This window comes from Cellulomonas sp. P5_C5 (genome assembly GCF_054049655.1).
In genome coordinates this window covers 1-23,590 of sequence record NZ_JBFULY010000015.1, presented here as the reverse complement: position 1 = coordinate 23,590, position 23,590 = coordinate 1, and the positions used below count along the sequence as shown (strand labels likewise).

Sequence of the window (23,590 nt, the reverse complement as noted above, 5' to 3'; positions counted from 1 at the left end):
GGCCCTGGGCTGACGGGTCAGCCCGGTGCGTTACGTGCGGGTGGGAGCCCCGCAGTGAGCCGACCGAGGCACGGGGACCGTGCGCTGGCCGAGGGGTGGATGTCGAGCCGACCCGGGGAGCGCACCCTCGCCGGTGAGGGGCGGATCGACCAGGTGACTCGTGTCACTCCTTCGCTCACCTTCCGCCCGGGGCGGGTGAAAGTCAAGAGTTGAATCACGCGAGACAGCGTCGGTACGACTGCGGGGAGCACGACGACGCCCGCCCCGGGATCCGGAGCGGGCGTCGTCCGCGCATGCGGCTGAGGTCAGCCGGCCGCCGCGATGAAGGCCAGCATCGCCGAGCGCGAGCTGCCGTCGTCGATCGCGACGTCCGGCAGGTTCGTCGCCTCCTGCCACGCCGCTGCGGCGTCGTCCGGTCCCGCCAGCGCGCTGTACATCAGCAGGTAGCCACCGAACTGCACGCCGAACCCGCCCGGGGTCGCCTCCTCGACGGACGCCCGGATCTGCTCGGGGTCCACCCCGAGCGCGATCGACGTCTGCACCGGCCCCATCGGGATGAGCTGGATGCCGAGGATGGCGCTGGGCTCCGGGCTGAACCACGTGGCGTAGTCCCGCTTGCCGCCCCAGTTGAGCGACACCATGGTGTGCTCGAACCCGTCGAACTCCTCGAGGTCCGGCGCCGTCCAGTAGGTGCGGGCGGTGAGGGCCTCGGTCGACGCGAGCCAGGTGGCCTCGGTCGCCAGGTCCGGCTGGTCCGACGCCTGCGCCCACAGACCGAGCCCGTTCCAGGCGGTCACCGCCTCCGACGACGACTCCTGGTTGTTCCCGTCGGCGAACGGGGACGTCCCCGACGCCCACGAGTGGCCMGCGTACGGGTCGAACGACCGCAGCTGCGGCAGCTCGTCMGACGCCTGCGCCRCCGCGATGTCCTGCGCGAGCAGGTCCATCACCGGGGTGAGCTCGTCCGCCAGCGCCGGGTCGTCCTGCGCCAGCAGCCCCGCCGCGGCCAGGAGGTAGCCGTAGTGGAAGTGGTGGTCGTTGAGCTCGTCCGAGCCGAACGACGGCGTGAGGCCGATCGCCGACCGGGCGGCCTCGTCGTAGACCACGCACCGGGCGTCGCGGCGCGCGCAGCCGTCCGGCTCGGCCCACTCCCGCAGCGCGTCGGTCGTGGTGGCCCGCAGGCCGGCCACGACGTCCGGCACCCCGAGCTGCTCGCCGAGCACGACGAGCGAGGCCGCACGGTTCAGCGCCTTGCCGCCGAAGTACGTGTCCGACGGGAAGGCCGGCGTGGCCGCGACGTCAGCCTCGAGCGCGTCGATGATCGCGGTGCGCTGGTCGTCGGAGATGCCGCCCAGGTCGAGCTGCCCGGCCGCAGGCAGCGCGGGGGCGAACGACGTCAGCTGCGACCCCGCGCACAGCTCCAGGTCGCCGTACACGCTCGGGTAGGAGCCCAGCCCGCAGTCCTCGCGCTCCGGCTGGTCGCCGGTGCGGTGGTGCGGCATGAGCACGTACGCGGTCGGCGCGCCGCCGGCCGTGCGGTAGGTCAGGGTCGTGCGAGCGACCTGGTCGTCGACGCCATAGGTCACGTCGACCCCGGTCACCGGGTCGGCCGCAGCGGTGCGCAGCGTCTGGGCCGCGTCGTCGGTCGCGTCCGGGGGCAGGGCGTACCACGTGGCCGTGGTGCCCGCGCTCAGCGTCGTCGAGCCACCGTCGGTCGTCCCGCCGACGAGCCCCCACTGCGAGGTCCCGGCGTCCGCGGTCGACCCGCCGTCGGCGCCCGGCTCGAACGCTCCCCCGGCCACGGCCGAGGTGAGCGTCACGTCCTGCGCCGCCGTGAGGCTGACGAACGGCGAGCCCGCCGCCAGCACGACGTGGCCGAGGACCTCGCCCGAGGCGTCGAGCAGGTCGATGGTCACGCTCACCGGGTCCGCGGCGCTGACCTGGGCGGAGACCGCCCCGGCGTCGACCGTCACGGCCGGGACGTGCGGCGCGATGATGACCTTGGCATCCACCGTCGGCGTCGGGAGCCCGATCGTGAAGCCGGAGTCCGTCAGCCCGAACGAGAGCGGCTCGGCGAACACCGGTTGCGGCTGCTCGCCGAACACCAGGCCGCTGTACCAGCGGTTGCTGGGCGGCACCACGCCCGGGGCGAGGCGCACCGGGTCGATCTTGGCGACGGCCTCGGCGGGGACCGCCGCGACCAGTGCGGCGGTGTCGACCTCCGGTGGTGCTGCGTCGGACGGGCCGCTCACGTCGGCGACGGGAGCCGACCCGGCACGCGCGGCGTCGGCCGGCGCCTCGTCGTCGTCCGACCACGGCGCGACGACCACGAGCACGGCCGCCAGTGCGACGACGACAGCGCCGGCGGCGGCGATCACCCACCACCTACGGCGGGACGTGGGCGGCGGCGGGGGTCGGACCTCGGTCAGGGGGCCTGTGGTTCGAGTCGTCATCGGAAGAGTCCTCCCAGGTAGGTCTTCACCGAGGCCGCGGCACGCGTCACCACCCCGTCGTTGTCCAGCTCCAGCTCAGCGGTCACGGGAGTGCCGGCCGACACCAGGCCGTTCTGCGCACCGTCGACGAGCKCGGCGCCCGCCAGGGTGAGGACCGCCTGGGCGCTGCCCGCGATGGTCTCCACCTTCACCTCCGAGACGTGGAGGGTGATCGTGCGCTGGTTCGGCAGCACGACGGTCGCCGTCGCGTCGTCCGCGACCCGTGCGTACTCCTTCGGCGTGAGCGTGTACTCCGCCTGCACGTAGAGGGTGCCGGCCCGCTCCACGGTCGCCAGCTGCGTGGCGGACTGGACGAACGTGCCGCGCTCCGAGGCGATCTCGGTCACGACGCCGTCGCCCGTCGCGAGAACGACCAGCCGACCTTCGGCGTCGATCTGCGTGGCCTCCGTCGAGGTGCGGGCGAAGCCGTTCTTCACGTCGTACTGCAGGGTCGCCGAGTCGATGACGAAGAGCTGCTGGCCGGTCGTCACGGGGTCCCCGACGTCGACCAGCTGGTCGACGACGAGACCCGAGTAGGGCGTTCCCACGCCGTAGGACTTGGCGAGGATCTGTGCGGAGTCGCTGGTGGCGACGCCACGCGTCTCGTTCAGCTGGTAGGTGGCGAGAGCGGCGACGACGAGCACGGCGAGCATGCCCGCGAGAAGTCGGATGCGGCTGGTCCAGGTCATGCGGCACCTCCGAGAAGTGCGGTGGCAGGGACGGTCGCGGGGGTGGGTCGAGCGGCACGCTTCTCCGCCTTGATGGCGGCTCGGGCGCGGTGGCCTTCCTTCCAGGCGGTGACGACGAAGCCTCCGAGGATCAGGGTGTTGGTGGCGTTCCACGCGAGGGCGAGGCTCCCGTACCCGTTGCCCATGTCCTTCCACACGCCGACCACCGTGGTGATGAGCAGGAACTGGAAGAACAGGACCTGCGGCATCATGAACGCGAACGGTGAGCGGTAGGCGCCCTTCTGGCCGGTCACGTGCCACTTCTGGTCCTTCTTGAAGATGGCGTTGATCAGTGCCCGGGTGTAGATCGGGAAGGACACGGCGGCGAGCAGGAGCACCTGCCACCGGAACGAGCCCAGCGTGTAGAACGCCACGAGGATCTGCATCACGTAGAAGCCCGCGTAGTAGAGCAGCCACGTGAGCGGCGTGATCGTGAGGTTCATCGGGGTCAGGTTGAAGTAGATCTGCAGCGGTGGCACCAGGATCAGCAGGAGCGGTGCGATGCCCGTCAGGTAGTGCGTCGAGGTCACCAGGTACTGGAGCCGCTGGTCCATGGTGAGCGTCCGCTTCGGTGACAGCGGGTTGTGCGTGAGCATGATCTCGAAGCCACCCGTCGCCCACCTCAGCTGCTGCTTGGTGTAGGCCTCGACGGTCTCGGGGGTGTCCCCGACGGCGAGCTCGGTCGGGATGTAGACCGTCCGCCAGCCCTTCTCGTGCAGCATGAGCGACGTCCACACGTCCTCCGACTTGGAGTCGGAGTAGATGCCCCCGACCGAGTCCGCGGCCGAGCGCCGGTAGATGACGTTGGTGCCCACCGAGAACGCCGCGTTGAACCGGTTCCGGCCGGGCTGGATGAACTTGTAGAACACCGACTGCATGTAGCCGGCGCCCTTGGAGATGACGGTGTCGAGGTTCCCGTACACCTGCGGCGTCTGCACGAAGGCGACGTCGTCGGTGGCGAAGAACGGCACGGTCTCGTGCAGGAACTGCGGCAGCGGCACGAAGTCCGCGTCGAAGATGACGAAGAAGTCACCCTTCGCGATGGACAGCGCGTGGTTGATGTTCCCGGCCTTGGCGCCGTTGCTGGACAGCCGCCGGACGTAGCGCGCACCGAGCTCCGCCGTGAGGTCGCGGACCTCGTCGGACCGGCCGTCGTCGAGCACCCACGTGTCGTGCCGCCCGTGCATCGCGACGGCCGCGGAGACCGTGCGCCGGATGGTCTCGAGGTCCTCGCCGTACGTCGTGATGAAGACGTCGACGGTGATCGGCCACTCCTGCAGGTACATCCGCCACGCCTGCGGGTCCTTCTCGGTGCCGTCGCGGATGATCTCGCCCAGGTCGTAGAGCCGGTCCTGGGCGTGGTGGAAGGAGAAGCCCCGCGGGTCGTGACCGCTGGAGAGCACCGTCCACATCGCCAGCAGCGCGTGCGCGACGAGCACCGACTCCGCGACGATCACCAGCGTGTACGGCAGCCAGTCGCCCCGGTTCGCCGGGTTGAGCAGGAACACCGCGTAGATGATGACGCCGGCGCACGCCAGCAGGACCAGCAGCATGAGGGACGGGCTCTGGGCGGACGCGTTCTCGCCCGCCCTCGTGGGCTTGAGGCGCACCTGGTCGGTTCGGCGTGGTTCGAGCAGCAGCTTGTCGAACGTCGTGGCCATGCGATCGCACCCTTCGGTCGTCCAGTCGGACGGCCGGGTGGGCTCACGGGCCCACCTGACCGGTGTGACAGCGACGCTGGTGCCAGATGCACGAAGGGCGTCGGTCCTGAGGTCCCGGTGAGGTAAACCCGGTTCCGACAGGCGCCGCCGCCCTTGTGATGACAACGACGCTACGGAGCGCATGGGGACCTGTCCACCCCTAGAGCCGTGCGCCAGGTCACAGCGTGAGAGCGCGTCCACCATGTGGGAAGGGGGCGTCAGCCGCGGGGGACGATCCGGGCGAGCACCGCCGGCAGGTCGACGAGGGCCACCCGGATCGCCGCGTCGCTGCACCCGTACGGCAGCACGAGGGTCCGGCCGTTGAGCATCGCCCCGCACGAGTAGACGACGTTCGGGACGTACCCGTCGCGCTCGCCGCTGGTGGGGGTCAGCAGGGGCGCCGCGAGGCTCCCGAGGACCATGCGCGGGTCGTCCAGGTCCAGCAGCATCACGCCGATCCCGTACTGCCGCATAGGCCCCACTCCGTGCGTGAGGACCAGCCAGCCGTCCGGCGTCTCGACCGGCGACCCGCAGTTGCCCACCTGGATGATCTCCCAGGCCCGGGCCGGGGCGCTGAGGGTGCCCAGGTCGTCCCAGTGCAGCAGGTCGTCGGACGACGCCAGCGAGTTGCTCTCCCGGTCCCAGCGCGACAGGGCGAGGTACCGACCGCCGACCCGCCGCGGGAAGATCGCCATGCCCTTGTTCTTCGCGCCCGCGCCGGTCATTCTCCGCACGCGGAACGTCGTGAAGTCGTCGGTCTCCAGCAGGTGCGGCGCGACGGACTCCCCGTCGAAGGCCGTGTAGGTCCCGAGGTAGCCGGCCCGCCCGTCGGCGTGCTCGACCTCGACCAGCCGGAGGTCCTCGATGCCGACCCGCTCGGCTGGGCTGCCGGGCATCAGCACGCGGGAGTCGATCGCGCTGGACGCCGGGAACGTCACGTCGTACGAGCACGCGGACAGCCACGTCAGGCGGGGGTTCGACCGGACCGCCGCCGGTCCGAAGGTGTCCGGCAGGGCACGCAGGAGCTCGTCGGCGGCGTCGCGCCCTCCCGCGAGCTCGTCGTTCTGCCGTCGCAGGTCGGCGCGGGAGTGCTCGATGTCGGCACGGACCGGCACGGTGGTCGTCGGACCCGGCGTGTCGAAGGTGATCTCGTCCGCCGCGTCGACCACGCCGGTGCGCAGGCCGACGGACGACACGTGGCCCTCACCGACCCCACGGACGCTCATGACGAACCGGGTGGCGCCCTCCGGCAGCCCGCTCTGGTCGGGGTGTCTCACCATCGACGGGTTGAACAGCGCCGCGGACTCGACGGCGTACTCCTGGCTCAGGCACGCGCCGATGAGCCGTCGCCGCTCCAGCGAGAGCGGACCGGCGTACGCGACGTCGCGGGCCACCTGGGCGAAGCGCTCGTCGAGTAGCCCGACGAGGTCGTCATGGCGCGCGCTGAAGGACGTCAGGACCTCGATCAGCGCCGCGTCCACCTCCGCGTCGGGCAGCGCGAGCAACCGCGCGAGGACGACGGCGCGACGCGACTGGCCCGCCCCCTCGATCTCCTCCCCCGGMAGGAAGGGCAGGCTGACCACCCGTGACGCGTCCGGGCGCAGCACGTGGTGCGTGCGCCGCAGCAGAGGAGATGCGTCGACGGCGGTCACGCGACCGCCTGGACGAGCGCGAGGCGGCCCAGCTGGAGCGTCGACAGCGCCGCGAGCGTCGACTCGGCGCCCTGGTTCTGGTTGACGCCGTGGGCGTGGAGACCGTCGAACCCGGCTCCTGACACCTCGTCGTACAGCACCATTCCGCTGTCGTTGGCGCCGAGGAACCACCCCACGCACCGGTCGAGGTAGCCGAGCCAGACCTCCTGCCGTGTCGCGCGGAACGCTCGCCAGCTCGCCTCCGCCAGGGCGGCGACCTCGATCGGCTGCTGGTCGAAGCCGGGTCGCACGTCGCCGTCCTGCCAGCCGCCCGCCGGTGTCAGGGACAGGTGGTCGGCGTGCGTCTCCTGGGCGACGAGCCAGTGCAGCAGGTCGAGGCCCGCGTGGAGGGTGTCGTCGTCATCGAGTGCGGTGCCGACCGCCACCAGCGCCTCGGGGAGCACCGCGTTGGCGTAGGTGAGACGGGCGTCGGGCCACGGCCAGGTCGGGTCCGTCGGGCGGGCCAGGATCGTCCGGGCGTCGATGAGGAGCGCGCGGGCGACCCGGTTGCCCGGTTGCACCTCGAGGACCTCGGCCGCCCCGAGCGCGGCGTACGCCATGGCGTGCCACCAGGGGGAACGCCTCTCGAGGCTGACGAGGGCGGCGTCCAGGGCGGCACGGCGCATCCGCGGGTCGGACGACGACGCCCCCGCCGTCTTCCCGAGCGCCCACAGCGCCCGCCCCCAGTGGTCCTCGACCGTTGCGGTGTCCGTCCACCGACCGGTCACGTCCCGCCGGTTGTGGAACCGCCCGAGGCCGTCCTGTGCGAAGAGCGTGAACCGCAGGTACGTGGCCGTGAGCGCGTCGACCTGCGGCGACGGGCGCAGCTGACGCGTCGTCACGACGAGACCCCGGGCCACGTCGTCGAGGCAGTAGCCGTGCTCAGGTCGGGGCTCGCCGAGCAGCGCGTGCTCGAACAGGCCGATCGGCGTGCTCAGGTGCGCCAGGTGGTCGAAGACCGGGGACGGGTACATCAGGCTGCCGACAGGCTGCGTGCGCTCAGCAGGCCCGCACCGAGGTCGACGTACTGGCCGGCCACCGCGGACCACAGCAGCCCGGGCGCGAGGCCACGGGACACGGCACCCATCGCCCCCGCGAGGCCGGGCTCGGTCAGGACGCGGCGCAGCGCGACGCGGATCGCCGCCGGGTCGCGTCGCGGGACCAGCAGCCCGGCGCCGCCCGACAGCAGCTCGACCGCGTGCGGGAACGCCGTCGACACCACGGGCTTGCCGGCGACGACGGCCTCCGTCAGCACCCCMGACGTCACCTGGTCCGGGGAGTCGTAGGGCAGGAGCACGACGTCGGCGGCGGCGACGATGCGCTGCAGGGTGGAGACGTCGAGGTAGCGGTCGTCGAGCTGCACCATCGTGCCCAGGCCGAGGCGGTCGACCAGGCTCTCCAGCCGGTGGCGGTACGCCTCGCCGGAGTGCTCCAGCACCTTGGGGTGGGTCTGACCGACGATCCGGTACGTGGGGCGGGGCCGAAGGTCGGTGAGACCGGCGAGCGCCTCGAGCGCCCACTCGATGCCCTTGCCCTCACCGAGCAGTCCCCAGGTCAGCACGACGGGGGTGGGGTGCCCAGGTGCGGCGGTCCCCTCGGGCGCCCGGTTGTCGCGGGCGCCGTGCGCGATCACGGTGACCGACCCGGGGTCGACGCCCCACCCGGAGATGAGGCGTTGCCGGCCGGCCTCGGTCATCGTCACCGTCATCGACGACGCCGCGGCCACGCGCGCGAGCACCTCGTGCTGGTGCGGGGTCGGGTGAGCCAGCACCGTGTGCAGCACCGTGATCACCGGCACGCGGACGCGGGCCAGCACGTCGAGGACGTCGACGCCGTCGGCACCGCCGTAGATCCCGTACTCGTGCTGGACGAGCGCCACGTCGCACGCGTTCAGCGCCGCGGCGGCTGCGCGCGCCTCGTCCGGCGCTCCCGTGACCAGCTGGTGAGAGACGAGCGGCACCGGAGGCTGCAGGTCGTCGACGAGACGGACCACCGAGACGTCGGCCCCGGCTTCGACCAGGTGCGTGGCGAGTGCGGACGAGAACGTGGCCAGGCCGCACTGCGTGGGGGGAAAGGTGCTGAGGATGCCGAACGTGATGGCCATGGAGGCCCTTCGCACTGGTGTGCTTCGCAACGGAGTGCGCTGCCGACCTCGGGCGGGGCCTGATCGACATCCCCGGGCGTCCTGGTCCGCTGGTCGTGCTCACAGCCGGACCGGGCACCGCGTGGCTAGGCTACCAGTCGCGGTCGGGCTGAACCCGGCCTCGCGACCGCGCCCAGCCGTGGAGGCACCCCGTCAGGATCGCCGTGCTCGCCTCGATCGCCCACCGCACGCCGCCCCGCTCGTACGGTCCCTGGGAGCAGGTCGCCTCGACGCTCGCCGAGGGCCTGGTAGCCCGTGGTCACGACGTCACGCTGTTCGCCACCGCCGACTCGGTGACCGGAGCGCGGTTGCACGCCGAGGCGCCGACCGGGTACGAGGAGGACCCGACGGTCGACGTCAAGGTCTGCGAGTCACTGCACATCGCGGCGGTCTTCGAGCGGGCCGCGCAGTTCGACGTCATCTCCAACCAGTTCGACTTCCTGCCGCTGACCTACAGCCGGCTGACCAGCACCCCGGTGGTGACGACGATCCACGGCTTCTCGTCGGAACGGATCGTCCGGGTCTACCGCGCCTACGACGACATCGCGCACTACGTGTCGATCAGCGACGCGAACCGGCACCCCGCACTCACGTACGCCGCGACCATCCACCACGGCCTGGACCTGACGCAGTTCACGCCCGGGACCGGGGACGGCGGGTACCTCCTGTTCCTCGGGCGCATCCATCCCGACAAGGGCACCCACCTGGCGATCGAGGTCGCCGCCCGCTCGGGCAGGTCGCTAGTCATCGCCGGCGTGGTGCACGACGACGCCTACTTCCGTACGCTCGTCGCACCGCACGTCGACGGCGACCGGGTGCGTTTCGTCGGGTCCGTCGGGCCTGCCGAGCGCGACCGGCTGCTCGGCGGCGCCGCAGCGTTGCTGCACCTGATCGACTTCTCCGAGCCGTTCGGGCTGTCCGTCGTCGAGGCGCTCGCGGTGGGGACCCCGGTCATCGCGACCGCGCGAGGGTCGCTCCCGGAGCTGGTCCGGGACGGGCGCACCGGGTTCCTCGTGGCCGACGCCGACGGCGCGGTCGCGGCGGTCGGTCGGTTGCCGACGATCGACCGGGCCGCCTGCCGCCACGAGGCCGTGACCCGGTTCAGCGCGGACCGGATGGTCGACGACTACGAGCGCCTCTTCCACGGCATCGTGGCCCGGGGGCGCGACGCCTCGTGATGCTCGCGACGTCGGCGGGCCGGGCATGGTGGGACCCCGGGCGGTCACCTGCCCGACATGTCGCCCACACCTGGACGGAGTACCGTGCGCGGCGCACCGCAACCCGGTGCAGAACCGACAGCACGGGAGGACTTCGACATGGGCTCCACCACCCTGCAGCGCCGCAGGATCACGACGGGGGCGCTGACGACAGCCGCTGCCCTCGTGGTCTGCCTGGCTGCCCCGGCGACAGCCGGGGACGGCCACGGGCACGGCCACAGCAACGACTACCGGCTCACCGTCATGGGCACCACGGACCTGCACGGCAACGCCGTGAACTGGGACTACTTCAAGAACGCCGAGTACGACGACAGCGCCCACAACGACGTGGGTCTGGCCAAGGTCTCGACCCTCGTCAACCAGGTGCGGGCGGACCGGGGCGACCGGAACACGCTGCTCATCGACGCGGGCGACACCATCCAGGGCACGTCGCTGGCGTACTACTACGCCAAGATCCAGCCCATCTCGAAGCGCGTCGAGCACCCGATGGCGGCGGCGATGAACGCGATCGGCTACGACGCCGCCGCGCTCGGCAACCACGAGTTCAACTACGGCATCCCGTACCTGCGCACGTTCGAGAAGCAGCTCGACTTCCCGCTCCTCGCCGCCAACGCGACCAACGACACGAACGGGCGCGCAGCGTTCACGCCGTACGTCATCAAGACCGTCCGGACACCGAACGGCAAGCCGGTCAAGGTCGGCATCCTCGGCCTGACCAACCCCGGGATCGCCATCTGGGACAAGGCGAACGTCGAGGGTCAGATGAGCTTCGGCGGCCTCGTCGAGCAGGCGGCGAAGTACGTGCCCGAGATGAAGCGCAAGGGTGCCGACGTGGTCGTCGTCTCCGCGCACTCGGGCGCCGACACCTCGTCGTCGTACGGGGACGCGCTGCCGTTCCCCGAGAACGCCGCGACGCTCGTCGCGGAGCAGGTGCCGGGCATCGACGCGATCCTCGTGGGCCACGCCCACCAGGAGATCGCCGAGCGCGTGGTCACCAACACGGCGACGGGCAAGCCGGTCGTCCTGTCCGAGCCGTCGAGGTGGGGGCAGCGGCTCTCGGTCTTCGACATCGACCTGTCGTTCAGCCGTGGCCGGTGGGCCGTGCAGTCGGTGGACGCGTCGGTGCTGAACACGAACACCGTCCCGGAGGACCCGAAGATCGTCCAGCTGCTCGGTGACGAGCAGAAGACCGTCGTCGACTACGTCAACGGGGTCATCGGCACGTCGACGGAGGCCATGTCCGCCGCGACCGCCCGGTACGAGGACACCGCGGTGCTCGACTTCATCAACTACGTGCAGGCGGGGGCCGTCAAGGCCGAGCTCACGGGCGCCGACGCGGACCTGCCCGTGCTGTCCATCGCGGCACCGTTCAACAAGGACGCGGCCATCCCGCAGGGCGACGTGTCCGTCCGGGACATCGCCGGCCTGTACATCTACGACAACACGCTCCTGGGCATCAAGCTCACGGGTGCGCAGGTCAAGGCGTACCTCGAGAAGTCGGCGGAGTACTTCAAGCCGGCCCCCGCTCCCGGCACGTACGCGGCCGCCGCCCTCACCAACGCGGTGACGCCGACGGCGCCGAACGGCACGCCGGACTACAACTACGACGTCATGGGCGGGCTCGACCAGCCGCTGACCTACGACATCGACCTGGCGCAGCCCGTCGGCAGCCGCGTCGTCGGCCTCGCCTACGGCGGTGTCCCCGTGACGGACACGCAGGAGTTCGTCGTCGCGATCAACAACTACCGGCAGTCCGGCGGGGGCAACTTCCCGGGCGTGACGGCAGCACCGGTGGTCTACAACCGGCAGGTCGAGATCCGGCAGCTGCTCATCGACTGGGTGAGCGCCAACCAGGTGGTGGACCCGGCGGTGTTCTCGTCGACCAACCCCGACTGGCAGCTGACGTCCGGCGGCACGCCGCTGACCGTCACGCCGTAGTGCCCCTCGGGCGGCCGTGTCAGCGCTTCGCTGAGACGGCCGCCCGACCGGCCTCCAGCCGGGCGATCGGGACCCGGAACGGCGAGCACGACACGTAGTCCAGGCCCACGTCGTGGAAGAAGTGGATCGACTCGGGGTCTCCCCCGTGCTCCCCGCAGACGCCGAGGTGCAACCCGGGCTTCGTCGACCGCCCGCCCTCGGCGCCCGCGCGGACCAGCGCGCCGACCCCGTCGGCGTCGAGCGTCTCGAACGGGGAGATCGTGAGCACCCCGTTCTGCAGGTAGTCCGCGAAGAACGCCCGCTCGACGTCGTCGCGCGAGAAGCCCCACGTCGTCTGCGTGAGGTCGTTGGTGCCGAACGAGAAGAAGTCGGCCTCCTCGGCGATCCGGTGCGCCGTCAGTGCGGCACGGGGCAGCTCGATCATGCAGCCGATGGGCACGTCGAGCGGGACGCCCGACGCCGCACTGACCTCCGCCAGCACGCGCTCCGCCTCCTCGCGGACCAGCTGCAGCTCCCGCACGGACCCGACGAGCGGCACCATGATCTCCGGCCGTGGGTCCCGCCCCGCCTGGCACAGCTGCACGGTGGCCTCGGCGATCGCCCGCACCTGGAGCGCGAACAGGCCCGGCAGCGTCAGCCCCAGGCGCACCCCGCGCAGGCCGAGCATCGGGTTCTGCTCGTGCATCCGCTCCACGGCCGCCAGGAGCGCGACGTCCTTCGGGTCCGGCTCGGTCGCCGTGGCGACCTTGACCGCCAGCTCGGTGAGATCCGGCAGGAACTCGTGCAGGGGCGGGTCGATGAGGCGGATCGTCGTCGGCAGGCCGTCCATCGCCTCCAGCAGCCCGACGAAGTCGTCGCGCTGGAGCGGCAGCAGCGCGTCGAGCGCGTCGCGCCGGGCGTCGTCGGTGTCGGCCAGCACGAGCCGCTCGATGTACTGGCGGCGGTCTCCGAGGAACTGGTGCTCGGTGCGGCACAGCCCCACCCCCTCGGCTCCGCGGGCGCGGGCACGACGCGCGTCCTCGGCGGAGTCCGCGTTGGTGCGCACGTGCATCCGGCGCACGTGGTCGGCATGCCGCAGCACCCGGTCCACGGCCGTGACCAGCGCACGCGCCTCGGGGTCGGCGGCCGCCGCGAGCCCGGCGTCCAGCCCGTCGGACACGTAGACCATGACCGGGGAGTCCACCACCGGGACCTCGCCGCGGAACACCTCGCCGGTGGCGCCGTCGATGGCGATGGTGTCCCCGGCACGCAGCACCTCGCCGCGCACCCGCACCTCGCCGCGCGCCACGTCGACGTCTAGCTCCTCGGCGCCGACCACCGCGCACGTGCCCATCCCGCGCGCCACGACCGCGGCGTGCGACGTCTTGCCGCCGCGGGCGGTCAGCACGCCGTCGGCGACGATCATGCCCTGCAGGTCGTCCGGGTTGGTCTCGCGGCGGACCAGGATCACGTGCGCACCGGCCGCGGTGCGCTCCAGGGCCTGGGCGTTGTCGAGCACGATCTCCCCCACGGCCGCACCCGGGGACGCCGGCATCGCACGGGTCAGCAGCTGCCGGGCTGCGTCGGCGTCGAACTGCGGGAACAGGAGCTGGCTCAGCTTGTCGCCCGTGCAGCGGGTGATCGCCTCGTCCATCGTGATGAGGCTCTCGTCCACCAGCTCGGTCGCGATCCGGAACGCCGCCGCGGCGGTCCGCTTGCCCACCCGGGTCTGCAGCAGCCAGAGCTTGCCGCGCTCGATGGTGAACTCGATGTCGCACAGGTCGCGGTAGTGGGTCTCGAGCCGGCGCATCGCGTGCCGCAGCGCGTCGTACGACACCGGGTCGAGCACCTCCAGCTCGGCCAGCGGCAGGGTGTTGCGGATCCCCGCGACGACGTCCTCGCCCTGCGCGTTCGGCAGGTAGTCCCCGTACACCCCGGTGTCCCCCGTCGACGGGTCACGCGTGAAGCAGACCCCCGTGCCCGACGTCTCCCCGAGGTTGCCGAACACCATGCTCACGACGTTCACCGCCGTGCCCAGGTCGTGCGGGATCCGCTCGCGACGGCGGTAGAGCCGTGCACGGTCGGTGTTCCACGAGCCGAGCACCGCCTCGATCGCCAGGTCGAGCTGCTCGCGCGGGTGCTGCGGGAACTCGTGACCCGTCTGCGCGACGACGATCTCCTTGAACGTGTGCACCAGCACGCGCAGGTCCTGCGCGGACAGGTCGACGTCGGTCTCGGCGCCCACCGCGGTCTTGCGCTCGTCCAGCGCCGCGGCGAACAGGTCGCCGTCGATCCCGAGCACGGTCTTGCCGAACATCTGGATGAGGCGCCGGTACGAGTCCCAGGCGAAGCGCTCGTCGCCCGAGAACTCGGTGAGCCCCTTCACGGACGCGTCGTTGAGCCCGATGTTGAGGACCGTCTCCATCATCCCGGGCATGGAGAACTTCGCCCCGGAGCGGACCGAGACCAGCAAGGGCTCGTGGAAGTCGCCGAGCCGCCGGCCGATCGCGTCCTCGATCTCCCGGACGGCGAGCGTCACCTCGACGCGCAGCTCGGGCGGGACGTGCCCGTCGCGCATGTACGCCCGGCACGCCGCGGTGGTGATGGTGAACCCCGGTGGCACMGGGAGGTCGAGGTTGGTCATCTCGGCCAGGTTGGCGCCCTTGCCGCCCAGAAGGTCTTTCTGGTCCTTGTCACCGTCACGGAACCGAGAGACATAGGTCGCCATGGTGGGCTCCTGTTCGAAGGGCTGGACGCGAGGATTTCCCGTCTCCTTCAAGAGTTCACGCTACGCGCGACCATCCTCAAGGGCGCCGTCATCGCAAGAAGTGCCGTTCTTGGCCTACGGTCAACGTCATGGCCATCGAACCCGCCCGCCCGGTCATCGACCTCCCGACCGACCCGCGCGACGTGGCACCCGCGGGGAGCCAGATGCTCCTGCTCGGCCGGCGCATCCGGCACGCTCGCACCGAGAAGGGCCTCACGCTCGACGAGCTCGGGCAGCTGGTCGGGTCGACCGCCAGCCAGCTGTCGCTCGTGGAGAACGGTCGCCGGGAGCCACGTCTGAGCCTCCTGCAGTCCCTGGCCTCGGCTCTGGGCACCACGACGACGGACCTTCTCGACGCCGCGCCGCCCTCCCGGCGGGCCGCTCTCGAGATCGACCTGGACCGGGCGCAGGGCACCGCGACCTACGCGGCACTGGGCCTGCCGACCGTCCGGCCGGCCAAGAACCTGTCCACGGAGGCCCTCGAGGCGCTCGTCGGCCTGCACCGCGAGCTGGCCCGCCGGACCGACGCCGCCATCGCGACACCCGAGGAGGCGCGCAGAGCCACGACCGCGCTGCGCCTGTGGATGCGCGAGCGCAACAACCACCTCCCCGAGATCGAGACCGCCGCCGAGGACCTGGTGCGCCGGGCGGGCTACACCACCGGCGCCCTGACCCACAGCGCGGTCGCGTCGATGGCCACCGACCTCGGCTTCACGCTGATCCACGTCGACGACCTGCCGCACTCCACGCGCACCGTGACCGACCTCGCCAACGGTCGCATCTACCTGCCACCGGCCTCCATCCCCGGCGGCCACGGCCTGCGCTCGCTGGCGCTCCAGGCGATCGCGCACCGGGTGCTGGCCCACTCGACGCCGAGCAGCTATGCGGACTTCCTGCGCCAGCGCGTCGAGATCACCTACTTCGCCGCCGCGTGCCTGATGCCGCGCACGGCGGCCGTCGCGCACCTCAGTGCCGCGAAGCGCCGCAAGGAGCTGGCCGTCGAGGACTTCCGCGACTCGTTCGGCGTCACCCACGAGGCCGCGGCGCAACGGCTCACCAACCTGCTGACCGAGCACCTCGACATCCGCCTGCACTTCCTGCGCGTGGGCGACGACGGCACCCTGTTCAAGGGCTACAGCAACGACGCCGTCCGGTTCCCCGCCGACGGCACCGGCGCCATCGAGGGCCAGGTCGTGTGCCGCGAGTGGGCAGCGCGCTCGGCGTTCACGCGCCGCGACCGTGCAGGCGAGTACTACCAGTACACCGACACGCCCGAGGGCACGTTCTGGTGCACCACGCAGACCGGTGCGACGTCGGCGGGCGGGTTCTCGATCACCGTGGGGGTCCCGTTCACCGCCGCCAAGTGGTTCCGCGGACGGGACACCGCACGGCGTCGCGAGTCGCGGTGCCCGGACCCGACCTGCTGCCGCCAGCCGGACCCGGCGCTGGCGACGCGGTGGGCGCCGCACGCGTGGCCCAGCGCCGCGGTGCACGCGCACGTGCTCTCACCTCTGCCCACCGGTGCGTTCCCCGGCGTCGAAGATGCCGAGGTGTACGCGTTTCTCGACCGCCACGCGCCGCGATGATGGTGCACAGTGGCGCCATGCCACAGATCCGGGTGTTCCTGCTCGACGACCACGAGGTCGTCCGCCAGGGGCTTCTGCGCCTCCTCGAGTCGACCGCGGACATCACCGTCGTCGGCGAGGCAGCGACCGCGCAGGAAGCCCTCGTCCGCATCCCTCGTGCCGAGGCCGACGTCGCGCTCCTCGACGTCCGGCTGCCGGACGGCAGCGGCATCGAGGTCTGCCGCGAGCTCGCCTCGTCGGCGCCGGGCGTCCGGTGCCTGATGCTGACGTCCTACGAGGACGACGAGGCGCTCCTCGCGGCGATCACCGCCGGCGCCGCCGGCTACGTGCTCAAGGAGATCCGCGGCTCACAGCTCCTCGACTCCATCCGCCTGGTGGCGGCCGGCAAGTCGTTGCTCGACCCGGCCACCACGCAGCGCGTGCTCGCCCGGGTGCGCGAGACCCATCAGCGCGACCCACGGCTGGACCTGCTGACCAGCCAGGAGAGCGCCGTGCTCGACCTCATCGGGGAAGGGCTGAGCAACCGCGAGATCGCCGACCGGATGTTCCTCGCGGAGAAGACCGTGAAGAACTACATCTCCAGCCTGCTGGCCAAGATCGAGGTGCGCGGACGCACGCAGGCCGCCCTGTTCATCACCGAGCAGAACCGCCTGCACCCCGAGTAGGTCGGTCAGCCCACCGGCTCGAGCACCAGGCTGGCCAGGCTGACGCCCCACGACCGCGCGCGGTCGATCTCGCCGTCCCGCAGCGGGCCCCGGATGCCCAGGACCCAGAAGCTCTCCGCCTCGGCCGAGACGTGGTAGCCGTCGCGCCGGAGCACGCGCCACGCGCCGACCGCGGCGGAGCCGGGCACGTGCGGGGTGTGGATCCGGGTGTCGAACGTCGCGGCGTGCACCGGCCGCTCGGGTGGCTCCAGCTCCCGGAGCCACTCGCGCACACCGATCGTCAGACCTGTCGGTTCCACGCCTGCCGTCCTGCGCGCGTCGTCCCGGGTGCTCGGCCTGCTCATGCCGAACGCCTGCGTCGGCGCGCCGACCACCAGGAGCTCCAGCTCAGGTGGCAACCGGCGCGGGGCGGACCCGACGTCGAGCAGGGCGGCGTCCGGCAGCCGCTGCCGCATGCCCTCCCAGACCGCCTGCGCCACCTGTCCCGTGTTGCCGAACGACGACTCGTACACCACCAGTGCCCGCATCGTCCTCACCTCCTCGTGTCTCGGACTCACCTCCAGGGTTCGCCCGGCACGCACCGACCCCCAGGGCCGAAAGGCCYCGATCCCGACCTATGCTCCGAGCATGCGTCCCGAGGGCATCGACACCGGCACCGAACGCGACGACCGCCTCGACGCGATGATGGACGCGGTCGTCTCGATGACCGCCGACCTGGACATGGCGACCCTCCTGGAGCGGTTCGTCGCGGCCGGGTGCAGCCTGACCGGCGCCCGGTACGGGGCTCTGGGGGTGCTCGGGGAGCACGGCGGTCTGCAGGAGTTCGTGTACCAGGGCATCGACGCGCAGACGGCCCTGCTGATCGGTCACGTGCCCGAGGGCCGCGGCGTGCTCGGTCACCTCTCGACGGAGCCGGACGCGCTGCGGCTGCACGACCTCGCGGACCACCCGTCGTCGGTGGGCTTCCCGGCGCACCACCCGCCGATGCAGACGTTCCTCGGGGTTCCGGTGCGCGCCCGCGGGGCGGTGTTCGGCAACCTCTACCTCACCGACAAGCTGGGTCCGGACGGCACCCCGGTGGACTTCACCGCGCGGGACGAGCAGGTCGCGATGGCGCTGGCCGCCGCCGCGGGTGTGGCGGTCGGTCACGCCCGCGCCTACCACCAGGCCCACCAGCACGAGCTCTGGCTGGAGGCGGCCGCCGCGGCGTCGTCGTGGCTCACCGGAGGCCTGCCCCAGGACGAGGCCCTCGCCGCGGTGCTGGCGAGGGTGGAGGAGACCGCAGGCGCGACGGGCTCGGCCCTGTTCGGGGAGACGGACGAGCTGCCGGCGGCGCTCGGCGAGGAGCTCGCCGGCGTCTGGCCGGTGCTGCGGCAGCTCGAGGACGGCACGTGGGCCCTCGCGCTGCCGCTGCGCAGCGGCGACCGGTGGGTCGCGGCGATGGCCGTCTCCTGGCCCGCGGGAGATGCACCGCAGCTGGACCTGCCCAGCATCGCCGGGTTCGGCGAGCAGCTCGCGCTCGCCCTCGACGTCGCGGACGCCCAGGAGGACCGTGCCCGGCTGGCCGTCCTCGAGGACCGCGAACGCATCGCGCGGGACCTGCACGACATGGTGATCCAGCGCCTGTTCGCCATCGGCCTCGACGTGCAGGGGGCGGCCGCGCAGGACGCGGTGCGCCCCGAGGTCGCGCACCGGCTCGAGGCTGCGGTCGACGACCTCGACGAGACGATCAAGGACGTGCGCACCGCGATCTTCCGGCTCGGTCCCCGGGCCGGCGGGACGGGGACCGGGCTGCGCCACCGGATCGACGCCGAGGTGGTCAGCGCCCGGCAGGGGCTCGGCTTCCTGCCGCGCCTGCGCACGGACGGGGTGACCGCGATGGTGCCGGACGACGTCGTGGAGGACGCGGTCGCGGTGGTGCGGGAGGCGTTGTCGAACGTCGCGCGGCACGCCCGCGCGCACGACGTCGTGGTCCGGGTCGAGGTGGGCTCCGACCTGGTGGTCGAGGTCCAGGACGACGGGCGCGGCATCCCGGTGGACATCCCGCGCCGCAGCGGGCTGGCCAACCTGGAGAACCGGGCGGCACGCCGGGGCGGCACCGTGGTCGTCACCGCGCTGCCCGAGGGCGGGACCAACCTGCGCTGGTCGGTGCCGCTGTCCTGAGGCACCTCCGCGCCGTGCGGAGGCGAGGACCTTCGACCCTGTGGCTGCCCTTCCGGGCCGAGCAGTGTGGAGCCGTCGGAACGGTTCACCACAGGTCCTTCACAGGACCGCCACGGAGGAGAACGATCGTCATGGCCACCATCCACCCCGAGGTCAGCACCTCGACCCGGCCCGCGACGCTGGTCGAGGAGGACCTGGTCACGTCCGTGACGGGCCGTCGCTGGCTCGCCGTCACCCGGCTCGCGACGGGCTTCGTCTTCCTGTGGGCGTTCCTCGACAAGACGTTCGGCCTGCACTACAGCACGGGCGCCGCGGTGGCAGAGGGCGACCCGAGCCTCTCCTGGATCAACGGCGGCACCCCGAGCCAGGGCTTCATGCAGTTCGCCGCAGTCGGTCCGTTCAAGGACGTGTTCGCCTCGATGGCGAGCCCGTTCACCGACTGGCTCTTCATGCTCTGCCTGCTGGGCGTCGGCACCGCCGTCATGCTCGGCATCGGCCTGCGGGTCTCGGCGGTCGCCGGCTCGCTGCTGATGGTCTCGATGTGGATCGCCGAGTGGCCCCTGCTGCAGGGGTCCACCAACCCGCTGGTCGACTACCACGTGGTCTACGCACTGGTCCTCGTCGTCTGCGCGACGCTCCTCGCCGGGGACACCTGGGGCCTCGGTCGCCGGTGGGCGCGGCTCCCGCTCGTGCAGCGGTTCGGGTGGCTGCGCTGACAGACGCAGCACCCGCAGACGAGAGCGGCACCCCGGACTCCGGGGGGCCGCTCTCGTGTCGTCGCACGACACACGCCGCGACACGGGCGCGCGTCTCGCCAACACGGTGCCGCTCTGTCACGATCTGTCGCATGGTGGACAGCGGTGACGGGTGGACCGAGAGCTTCGTCGAGGTGGAGGGTCACAGCGTCTTCTACCGGGAGAGCAGCGAGGTCCCGGGCGCGCTGCCGATCGTCCACGTGCACGGCTTCGGGATCTCCGGCGCGTACCTCATGCCGACCGCGCGCAAGCTCGCGTCGCGGGGCCTCAACCTGGTACCTGACCTGCCCGGATACGGCAAGAGCGAGAGCTGGGGCTACACCCTCGGCATCCCCGCGCTCGCGGTCGCCCTCCTGCACATCCTCGACGAGCTCGGCCTGGAGAAGGTCGTCCTGGTCGGCAACTCGATGGGCTGCCCGATCAGCCTCGAGGTGGCGCACGCGGCGCCCGACCGGGTGGACCGGATCGTGCTGGTGTCGCCCGCGGGCGGCATCCACAACCAGGGTCTGGGCCGCGCGGTCCGCCAGCTCGCGATCGACGGAGCGCGCGAGAACCGGCGGATGGCGCGGGTGGCGGTGCCCGACTACCTGCGTTTCGGCCCGGTCAACACCTTCCACCTGTTCAGCGAGATGACGCGCTTCCCGTCGCTGGAGCGGCTCCTGAAGACACCGGTCCCGACGCTCGCGGTCATCGGCAGCAAGGATCCGCTGATGGCGCCGCCCGCCCGGGTCCGGGAGGTGAGCCGCCTGGCCGCCCCGCACACCACGGTCGCGCTGATCGAGGGCGCCGCGCACGCGATCAACTTCAGCCACCCCGGCGAGCTMTCGCACGTCATCTCGTCCTGGCTCGACGGACGCGAGATCGTCGACGACCCCGACTCCCCTGGCTACACGCGGGTGCTTCAGCTTCCGCGGGGCTGAGGCCCAACGATCCGCTCCACCAGGAGCGCGTGCAGGCGCGGGTCCGCCAGAGGACGGAAGTGCCCCGGCGTGTCGAGCACGACCTCCGTCGCGCCGTCGAGCGAGCTGCCCGCCGGGATGTGCGGGTCCCACCAGCTGTACACGGACGTGATCCGGTGGTTGATCGTGCGCTCCGCGTCGAGCGCGACGATCGTGGCGTCGCTCGGGATGAACGCACGCACCGCGGGGGTCACGAACCAGCGCGCGTACGACGAGCCCGCGAACGGCGTGTTCACCGCGATCATCGAGGCGGCACGGCCGTCGGGGTCCTCCCGCAGCATGGCGAGCTTGCCGATCAGCCCGCCCTTGCTGTGCGCCACCACGACGACGTCGCGCAGGTCGTGCGCGGCGAGGTACCGACCGAGCACGCTCGCGCCGCGCAGGACGGGATGGCGGTTGTTGCCGAGGTCCGGCAGGACGTGGACCCGCACGCCGTGGCCGTGCAGGAGCGTCGCCAGCGGGAGCAGGAAGTGCCATGACTCGTACACCCCCGGCACCAGGACGACGGGCGGCCCGACGGGGTTCTCGGGCCGCCGAAGGGTCTCGGGATCCACGCGTGCGACCATGCCCGAGGCCTGCCACGCCAGCACCGCGGCGTAGTCGCGGGCACGCCACCAGCTCCGGCGGAGCAGACCGCCGGACGCCTTCGTCGCATCGCGCATGAGGCCATGGTGCCGCACGACGGGCCCGGTTTGGCCCTATCTTGAGCCTGTGCCCCGACGTGACCCCCTCGCGAGCCCCGCCACATGAACATCGTCATCGGCGCGCTGATCACGCTCGGCGTCACGGCGTTCACGGTGACCGCGATGCTGCTGGTGCGGCGGCGCGCACCGGAGGGCAGCTACTTCAGCGACGGCGACCGGGCGTCCGGCGTGTTCGGGGTGCTCGCGACGGGCTTCTCGGTGCTGCTCGGGTTCATCATCTTCCTGGCGTTCCAGTCGTACGACGAGGCGCGCTCGGGAGCCGAGACCGAGGCCGTCACGGTCGCGCAGCAGGTCCAGACCGCGCAGTTCCTGCCCGCCGACGTGCGCGAGGAGCTCACGGGCCAGCTCGTCTGCTATGCCCGGGCCGTGGTCGGCGTGGAGTGGCCACGGATGCAGGAGGGGACGCTGGGCGACGCGTTCAACCCGTGGGGTCCGGCACTGTTCGAGACGATCGAGACCGTCGAGCCGCAGACCGACGTCGAGCAGTCCGCGTACGACCGCTGGATGGACCAGACGGCGGACCGCGAGCAGGCGCGCATCGACCGCGTGCACGGCGCGGAGGGCCTGATCCCGCTGCCCCTGTGGCTCGTCCTGTACGTCATCTCCGGGGTGATCTTCGTGTACGTCCTCTTCTTCGCCGACTCGGCGGAGGGCCCTGTCACGCAGGGCCTGCTGATGGGCAGCGTCACCGTCGTCATCACGCTCCTCCTGCTCCTCCTGGGCTTCTTCGACCACCCGCACGGGGACGAGGTGGGCAAGCTCGAGCCCGTCGCGATGGAGCGCACCGTACGCATCGTGGACGCGGAGCTGGTCGAGGTCGGCCTCGACGTGACCCCGCCGTGCGACGCCGCGGGCAACGCGAGCTGACCTACCGCCGCACCCCGCGTACAGGCGCCGCTGCGAGCGGGTCGTCCGGCCACGCGTGCTTGGGGTACCGGCCACGCAGCTCGGACCGGACCGCCGGGTAGCCCGTGCTCCAGAAGGACCCCAGGTCGGCCGTGACCGCCGCGGGGCGCCCCGCTGGCGAGAGCAGGTGCAGCAGCACCGGGACGCGCCCGTCGGCCAGCCGCGGCGCGGCCCGCCACCCGAAGACCTCCTGCACCCGGACCGCGAGCACCGGCTGGTCCCCGCTGTAGTCGACGCGCAGGCTCGACCCGCTCGGCACCGTCAGCCGTTCGGGCGCCAGCGCGTCGAGCCGGCTCGCGTCGGGCCACGGCAGGAGCCTGCGCAGCGCCTGCACGACGTCGACGCGGCTCAGGTCCCGGGCCCCCCGCACGCGGGCGAGGTCCGGCCCGAGCCAGTCCTGGAGGTCCGCGAGGAGGGCGCCGTCGGACACGTCGGGCCACGGCGCACCGAGCGCGCGGTGCAGGAACGCCACGCGCTCCCGCAGGCCCGTGGCGGCGTCGGACCAGCGCAGCAGGGCCAGGCCCTCGCGCGCCAGCCCGTCGCGCATCGCCTCCACGAGGAGCGCCGGCGAGGGGTCCGCGAGGGGCACGGACGTCAGCTCGATCGCACCGAGCCGCCGGACGCGCCGCGCGACCACCGCACCGTCCGCCCACGCGACGACCTCGTCCTCGCCCAGCAGCGCCGGTGCGGCCTCCGTGGCAACGTCGAGGTCGATCGGTGCGGCGGAACGGATCGTGGCGTCCCGGCGTCCGGCGCCACGGTCGGCGTCGGCGACGGCGAGCCACGGCAGCCCGGTCAGGCCGGACCCGGGCGGCAGCCCCGCCCCCGTGCCGGAGGTCATGAGGTACGTCGACCCGCCGGGACGCAGCCGGGCGATGCGGTCAGGATGGGCGAGCGCGACGACGAGCCCCACCGCGAGGTCGTCGCCGAGGTCGTCCTGGCCGCGCCCGTCCGGGACCGACGCCCGCAGTCGCCCCACCTGCGCCCGCCACGGTCCGGACTGCGGTCCGCCGCGCCGCAGCGCCCGTAGCGCCGCCACCAGGTCACCGCCGGGCGCCCGCACGTCGTCCGTCAGCAGGGCGACCACCTCGGCCGCCCGGCGTGCCCCCACGAGCGCGGCACCGTCGAGCAGAGCCCGCGCCAGCCGCGGGTCGGCGGGGACCGCGGACACGGCCCGACCGCGCTCGGTCGGGTGCC

Annotated in this window: 18 protein-coding genes; 8 read left to right on the top strand and 10 right to left on the bottom strand. The window is 72.2% G+C overall.

Going from position 1 to position 23,590, the window contains the following annotated elements; translation table 11 throughout:
• Positions 1–305 precede the first annotated feature (305 nt).
• The 6 genes from ACXJKF_RS13495 to ACXJKF_RS13470 form a co-directional block, all read right to left on the bottom strand.
• Positions 306–2,378 carry a glycosyl hydrolase gene (locus ACXJKF_RS13495; protein ID WP_456788225.1) on the bottom strand — a complete coding sequence of 691 codons (2,073 nt, stop codon included), beginning with the start codon at positions 2,376–2,378 and terminating at the stop codon, positions 306–308.
• A gap of 71 nt (positions 2,379–2,449) precedes the next feature.
• Positions 2,450–3,181: an HlyD family efflux transporter periplasmic adaptor subunit gene (locus tag ACXJKF_RS13490; protein ID WP_456788224.1), complete on the bottom strand. Its 732-nt coding sequence runs from the start codon at positions 3,179–3,181 to the stop codon at positions 2,450–2,452.
• Entirely contained in the window at positions 3,178–4,881 is a 1,704-nt protein-coding gene (locus ACXJKF_RS13485; RefSeq protein ID WP_456788223.1) for a glycosyltransferase family 2 protein, read from the bottom strand. Before ACXJKF_RS13485 ends, ACXJKF_RS13490 begins: the two co-directional genes overlap by 4 nt.
• Before the next feature lie 257 nt (positions 4,882–5,138).
• Complete coding sequence (locus tag ACXJKF_RS13480) at positions 5,139–6,572, bottom strand: glycoside hydrolase family 130 protein (RefSeq protein ID WP_456788222.1); 1,434 nt, start codon at positions 6,570–6,572, stop codon at positions 5,139–5,141.
• Entirely contained in the window at positions 6,569–7,585 is a 1,017-nt protein-coding gene (locus tag ACXJKF_RS13475) for a glycosyltransferase (RefSeq protein WP_456788221.1), read from the bottom strand. Before ACXJKF_RS13475 ends, ACXJKF_RS13480 begins: the two co-directional genes overlap by 4 nt.
• Positions 7,585–8,715 (bottom strand): glycosyltransferase, encoded by a 1,131-nt coding sequence (locus ACXJKF_RS13470; protein WP_456788220.1) that lies wholly within the window; start codon positions 8,713–8,715, stop codon positions 7,585–7,587. The genes ACXJKF_RS13475 and ACXJKF_RS13470 overlap by 1 nt, the downstream gene beginning before the upstream one ends.
• Before the next feature lie 203 nt (positions 8,716–8,918).
• Between ACXJKF_RS13470 and ACXJKF_RS13465 the strand changes: the two genes are divergently transcribed.
• On the top strand, positions 8,919–9,932 hold the full coding sequence (locus ACXJKF_RS13465; RefSeq protein ID WP_456788219.1) for a glycosyltransferase family 4 protein: 1,014 nt from the start codon (positions 8,919–8,921) through the stop codon (positions 9,930–9,932).
• Positions 9,933–10,070: 138 nt separating this feature from the next.
• Positions 10,071–11,909 (top strand): bifunctional metallophosphatase/5'-nucleotidase, encoded by a 1,839-nt coding sequence (locus tag ACXJKF_RS13460; protein ID WP_456788218.1) that lies wholly within the window; start codon positions 10,071–10,073, stop codon positions 11,907–11,909.
• Between the two features lie 19 nt (positions 11,910–11,928).
• On the opposite strand, the gene ppdK is transcribed toward ACXJKF_RS13460, so the two are convergent.
• The gene (ppdK, locus tag ACXJKF_RS13455) at positions 11,929–14,616 is read right to left on the bottom strand and encodes a pyruvate, phosphate dikinase (protein ID WP_456788217.1); all 2,688 of its coding nucleotides are present in this window, start codon (positions 14,614–14,616) and stop codon (positions 11,929–11,931) included.
• 128 nt (positions 14,617–14,744) lie between these two features.
• On the opposite strand from ppdK, the gene ACXJKF_RS13450 reads away from it, so the two are divergent.
• A complete protein-coding gene (locus ACXJKF_RS13450) occupies positions 14,745–16,241 on the top strand; it encodes a helix-turn-helix domain-containing protein (RefSeq protein WP_456788216.1) in 1,497 nt (498 codons plus the stop codon).
• Positions 16,242–16,258: 17 nt separating this feature from the next.
• Positions 16,259–16,906 (top strand): response regulator, encoded by a 648-nt coding sequence (locus ACXJKF_RS13445; RefSeq protein ID WP_456788215.1) that lies wholly within the window; start codon positions 16,259–16,261, stop codon positions 16,904–16,906.
• A 5-nt stretch (positions 16,907–16,911) separates the two neighbouring features.
• Here the strand turns inward: ACXJKF_RS13445 and ACXJKF_RS13440 are convergent, their stop codons facing one another.
• Positions 16,912–17,433, bottom strand: coding sequence for a flavodoxin family protein (locus ACXJKF_RS13440; protein ID WP_456788214.1), 522 nt, complete (start codon positions 17,431–17,433; stop codon positions 16,912–16,914).
• Positions 17,434–17,533: 100 nt separating this feature from the next.
• On the opposite strand from ACXJKF_RS13440, the gene ACXJKF_RS13435 reads away from it, so the two are divergent.
• From ACXJKF_RS13435 to ACXJKF_RS13425, 3 genes are all read left to right on the top strand, one after another.
• The gene (locus tag ACXJKF_RS13435; protein WP_456788213.1) at positions 17,534–19,069 is read left to right on the top strand and encodes a GAF domain-containing sensor histidine kinase; all 1,536 of its coding nucleotides are present in this window, start codon (positions 17,534–17,536) and stop codon (positions 19,067–19,069) included.
• Positions 19,070–19,200: 131 nt separating this feature from the next.
• Positions 19,201–19,785: a DoxX family protein gene (locus tag ACXJKF_RS13430; protein WP_456788212.1), complete on the top strand. Its 585-nt coding sequence runs from the start codon at positions 19,201–19,203 to the stop codon at positions 19,783–19,785.
• 131 nt (positions 19,786–19,916) lie between these two features.
• On the top strand, positions 19,917–20,744 hold the full coding sequence (locus ACXJKF_RS13425; protein WP_456788211.1) for an alpha/beta fold hydrolase: 828 nt from the start codon (positions 19,917–19,919) through the stop codon (positions 20,742–20,744).
• On the opposite strand, the gene ACXJKF_RS13420 is transcribed toward ACXJKF_RS13425, so the two are convergent.
• A complete protein-coding gene (locus ACXJKF_RS13420; RefSeq protein ID WP_456788210.1) occupies positions 20,726–21,445 on the bottom strand; it encodes an esterase/lipase family protein in 720 nt (239 codons plus the stop codon). The two genes, ACXJKF_RS13425 and ACXJKF_RS13420, sit on opposite strands and share 19 nt — an antisense overlap.
• 84 nt (positions 21,446–21,529) lie before the next feature.
• Here ACXJKF_RS13420 and ACXJKF_RS13415 point away from each other — a divergent pair, with 84 nt between their 5' ends.
• Positions 21,530–22,354 carry a bestrophin-like domain gene (locus ACXJKF_RS13415; protein ID WP_456788209.1) on the top strand — a complete coding sequence of 275 codons (825 nt, stop codon included), beginning with the start codon at positions 21,530–21,532 and terminating at the stop codon, positions 22,352–22,354.
• 1 nt (position 22,355) lies between these two features.
• Here the strand turns inward: ACXJKF_RS13415 and ACXJKF_RS13410 are convergent.
• Positions 22,356–23,590, bottom strand: a 1,235-nt coding sequence (locus ACXJKF_RS13410; RefSeq protein WP_456788208.1) for an ATP-dependent helicase C-terminal domain-containing protein, incomplete at its 5' end; no start/stop codon positions are given.

Bases quoted from the DNA above. Each gene is read 5' to 3' on its own strand.
- ACXJKF_RS13430 (WP_456788212.1), top strand. From the start codon at position 19,201: ATGGCCACCATCCACCCCGAGGTCAGCACCTCGACCCGGCCCGCGACG.
- ACXJKF_RS13415 (WP_456788209.1), top strand. From the start codon at position 21,530: ATGAACATCGTCATCGGCGCGCTGATCACGCTCGGCGTCACGGCGTTC.
- ACXJKF_RS13475 (WP_456788221.1), bottom strand. From the start codon at position 7,585: ATGTACCCGTCCCCGGTCTTCGACCACCTGGCGCACCTGAGCACGCCG.
- ACXJKF_RS13450 (WP_456788216.1), top strand. From the start codon at position 14,745: ATGGCCATCGAACCCGCCCGCCCGGTCATCGACCTCCCGACCGACCCG.
- ACXJKF_RS13485 (WP_456788223.1), bottom strand. From the start codon at position 4,881: ATGGCCACGACGTTCGACAAGCTGCTGCTCGAACCACGCCGAACCGAC.
- ACXJKF_RS13435 (WP_456788213.1), top strand. From the start codon at position 17,534: ATGCGTCCCGAGGGCATCGACACCGGCACCGAACGCGACGACCGCCTC.
- ACXJKF_RS13460 (WP_456788218.1), top strand. From the start codon at position 10,071: ATGGGCTCCACCACCCTGCAGCGCCGCAGGATCACGACGGGGGCGCTG.
- ACXJKF_RS13445 (WP_456788215.1), top strand. From the start codon at position 16,259: ATGCCACAGATCCGGGTGTTCCTGCTCGACGACCACGAGGTCGTCCGC.
- ACXJKF_RS13440 (WP_456788214.1), bottom strand. From the start codon at position 17,433: ATGCGGGCACTGGTGGTGTACGAGTCGTCGTTCGGCAACACGGGACAG.
- ACXJKF_RS13420 (WP_456788210.1), bottom strand. From the start codon at position 21,445: ATGCGCGATGCGACGAAGGCGTCCGGCGGTCTGCTCCGCCGGAGCTGG.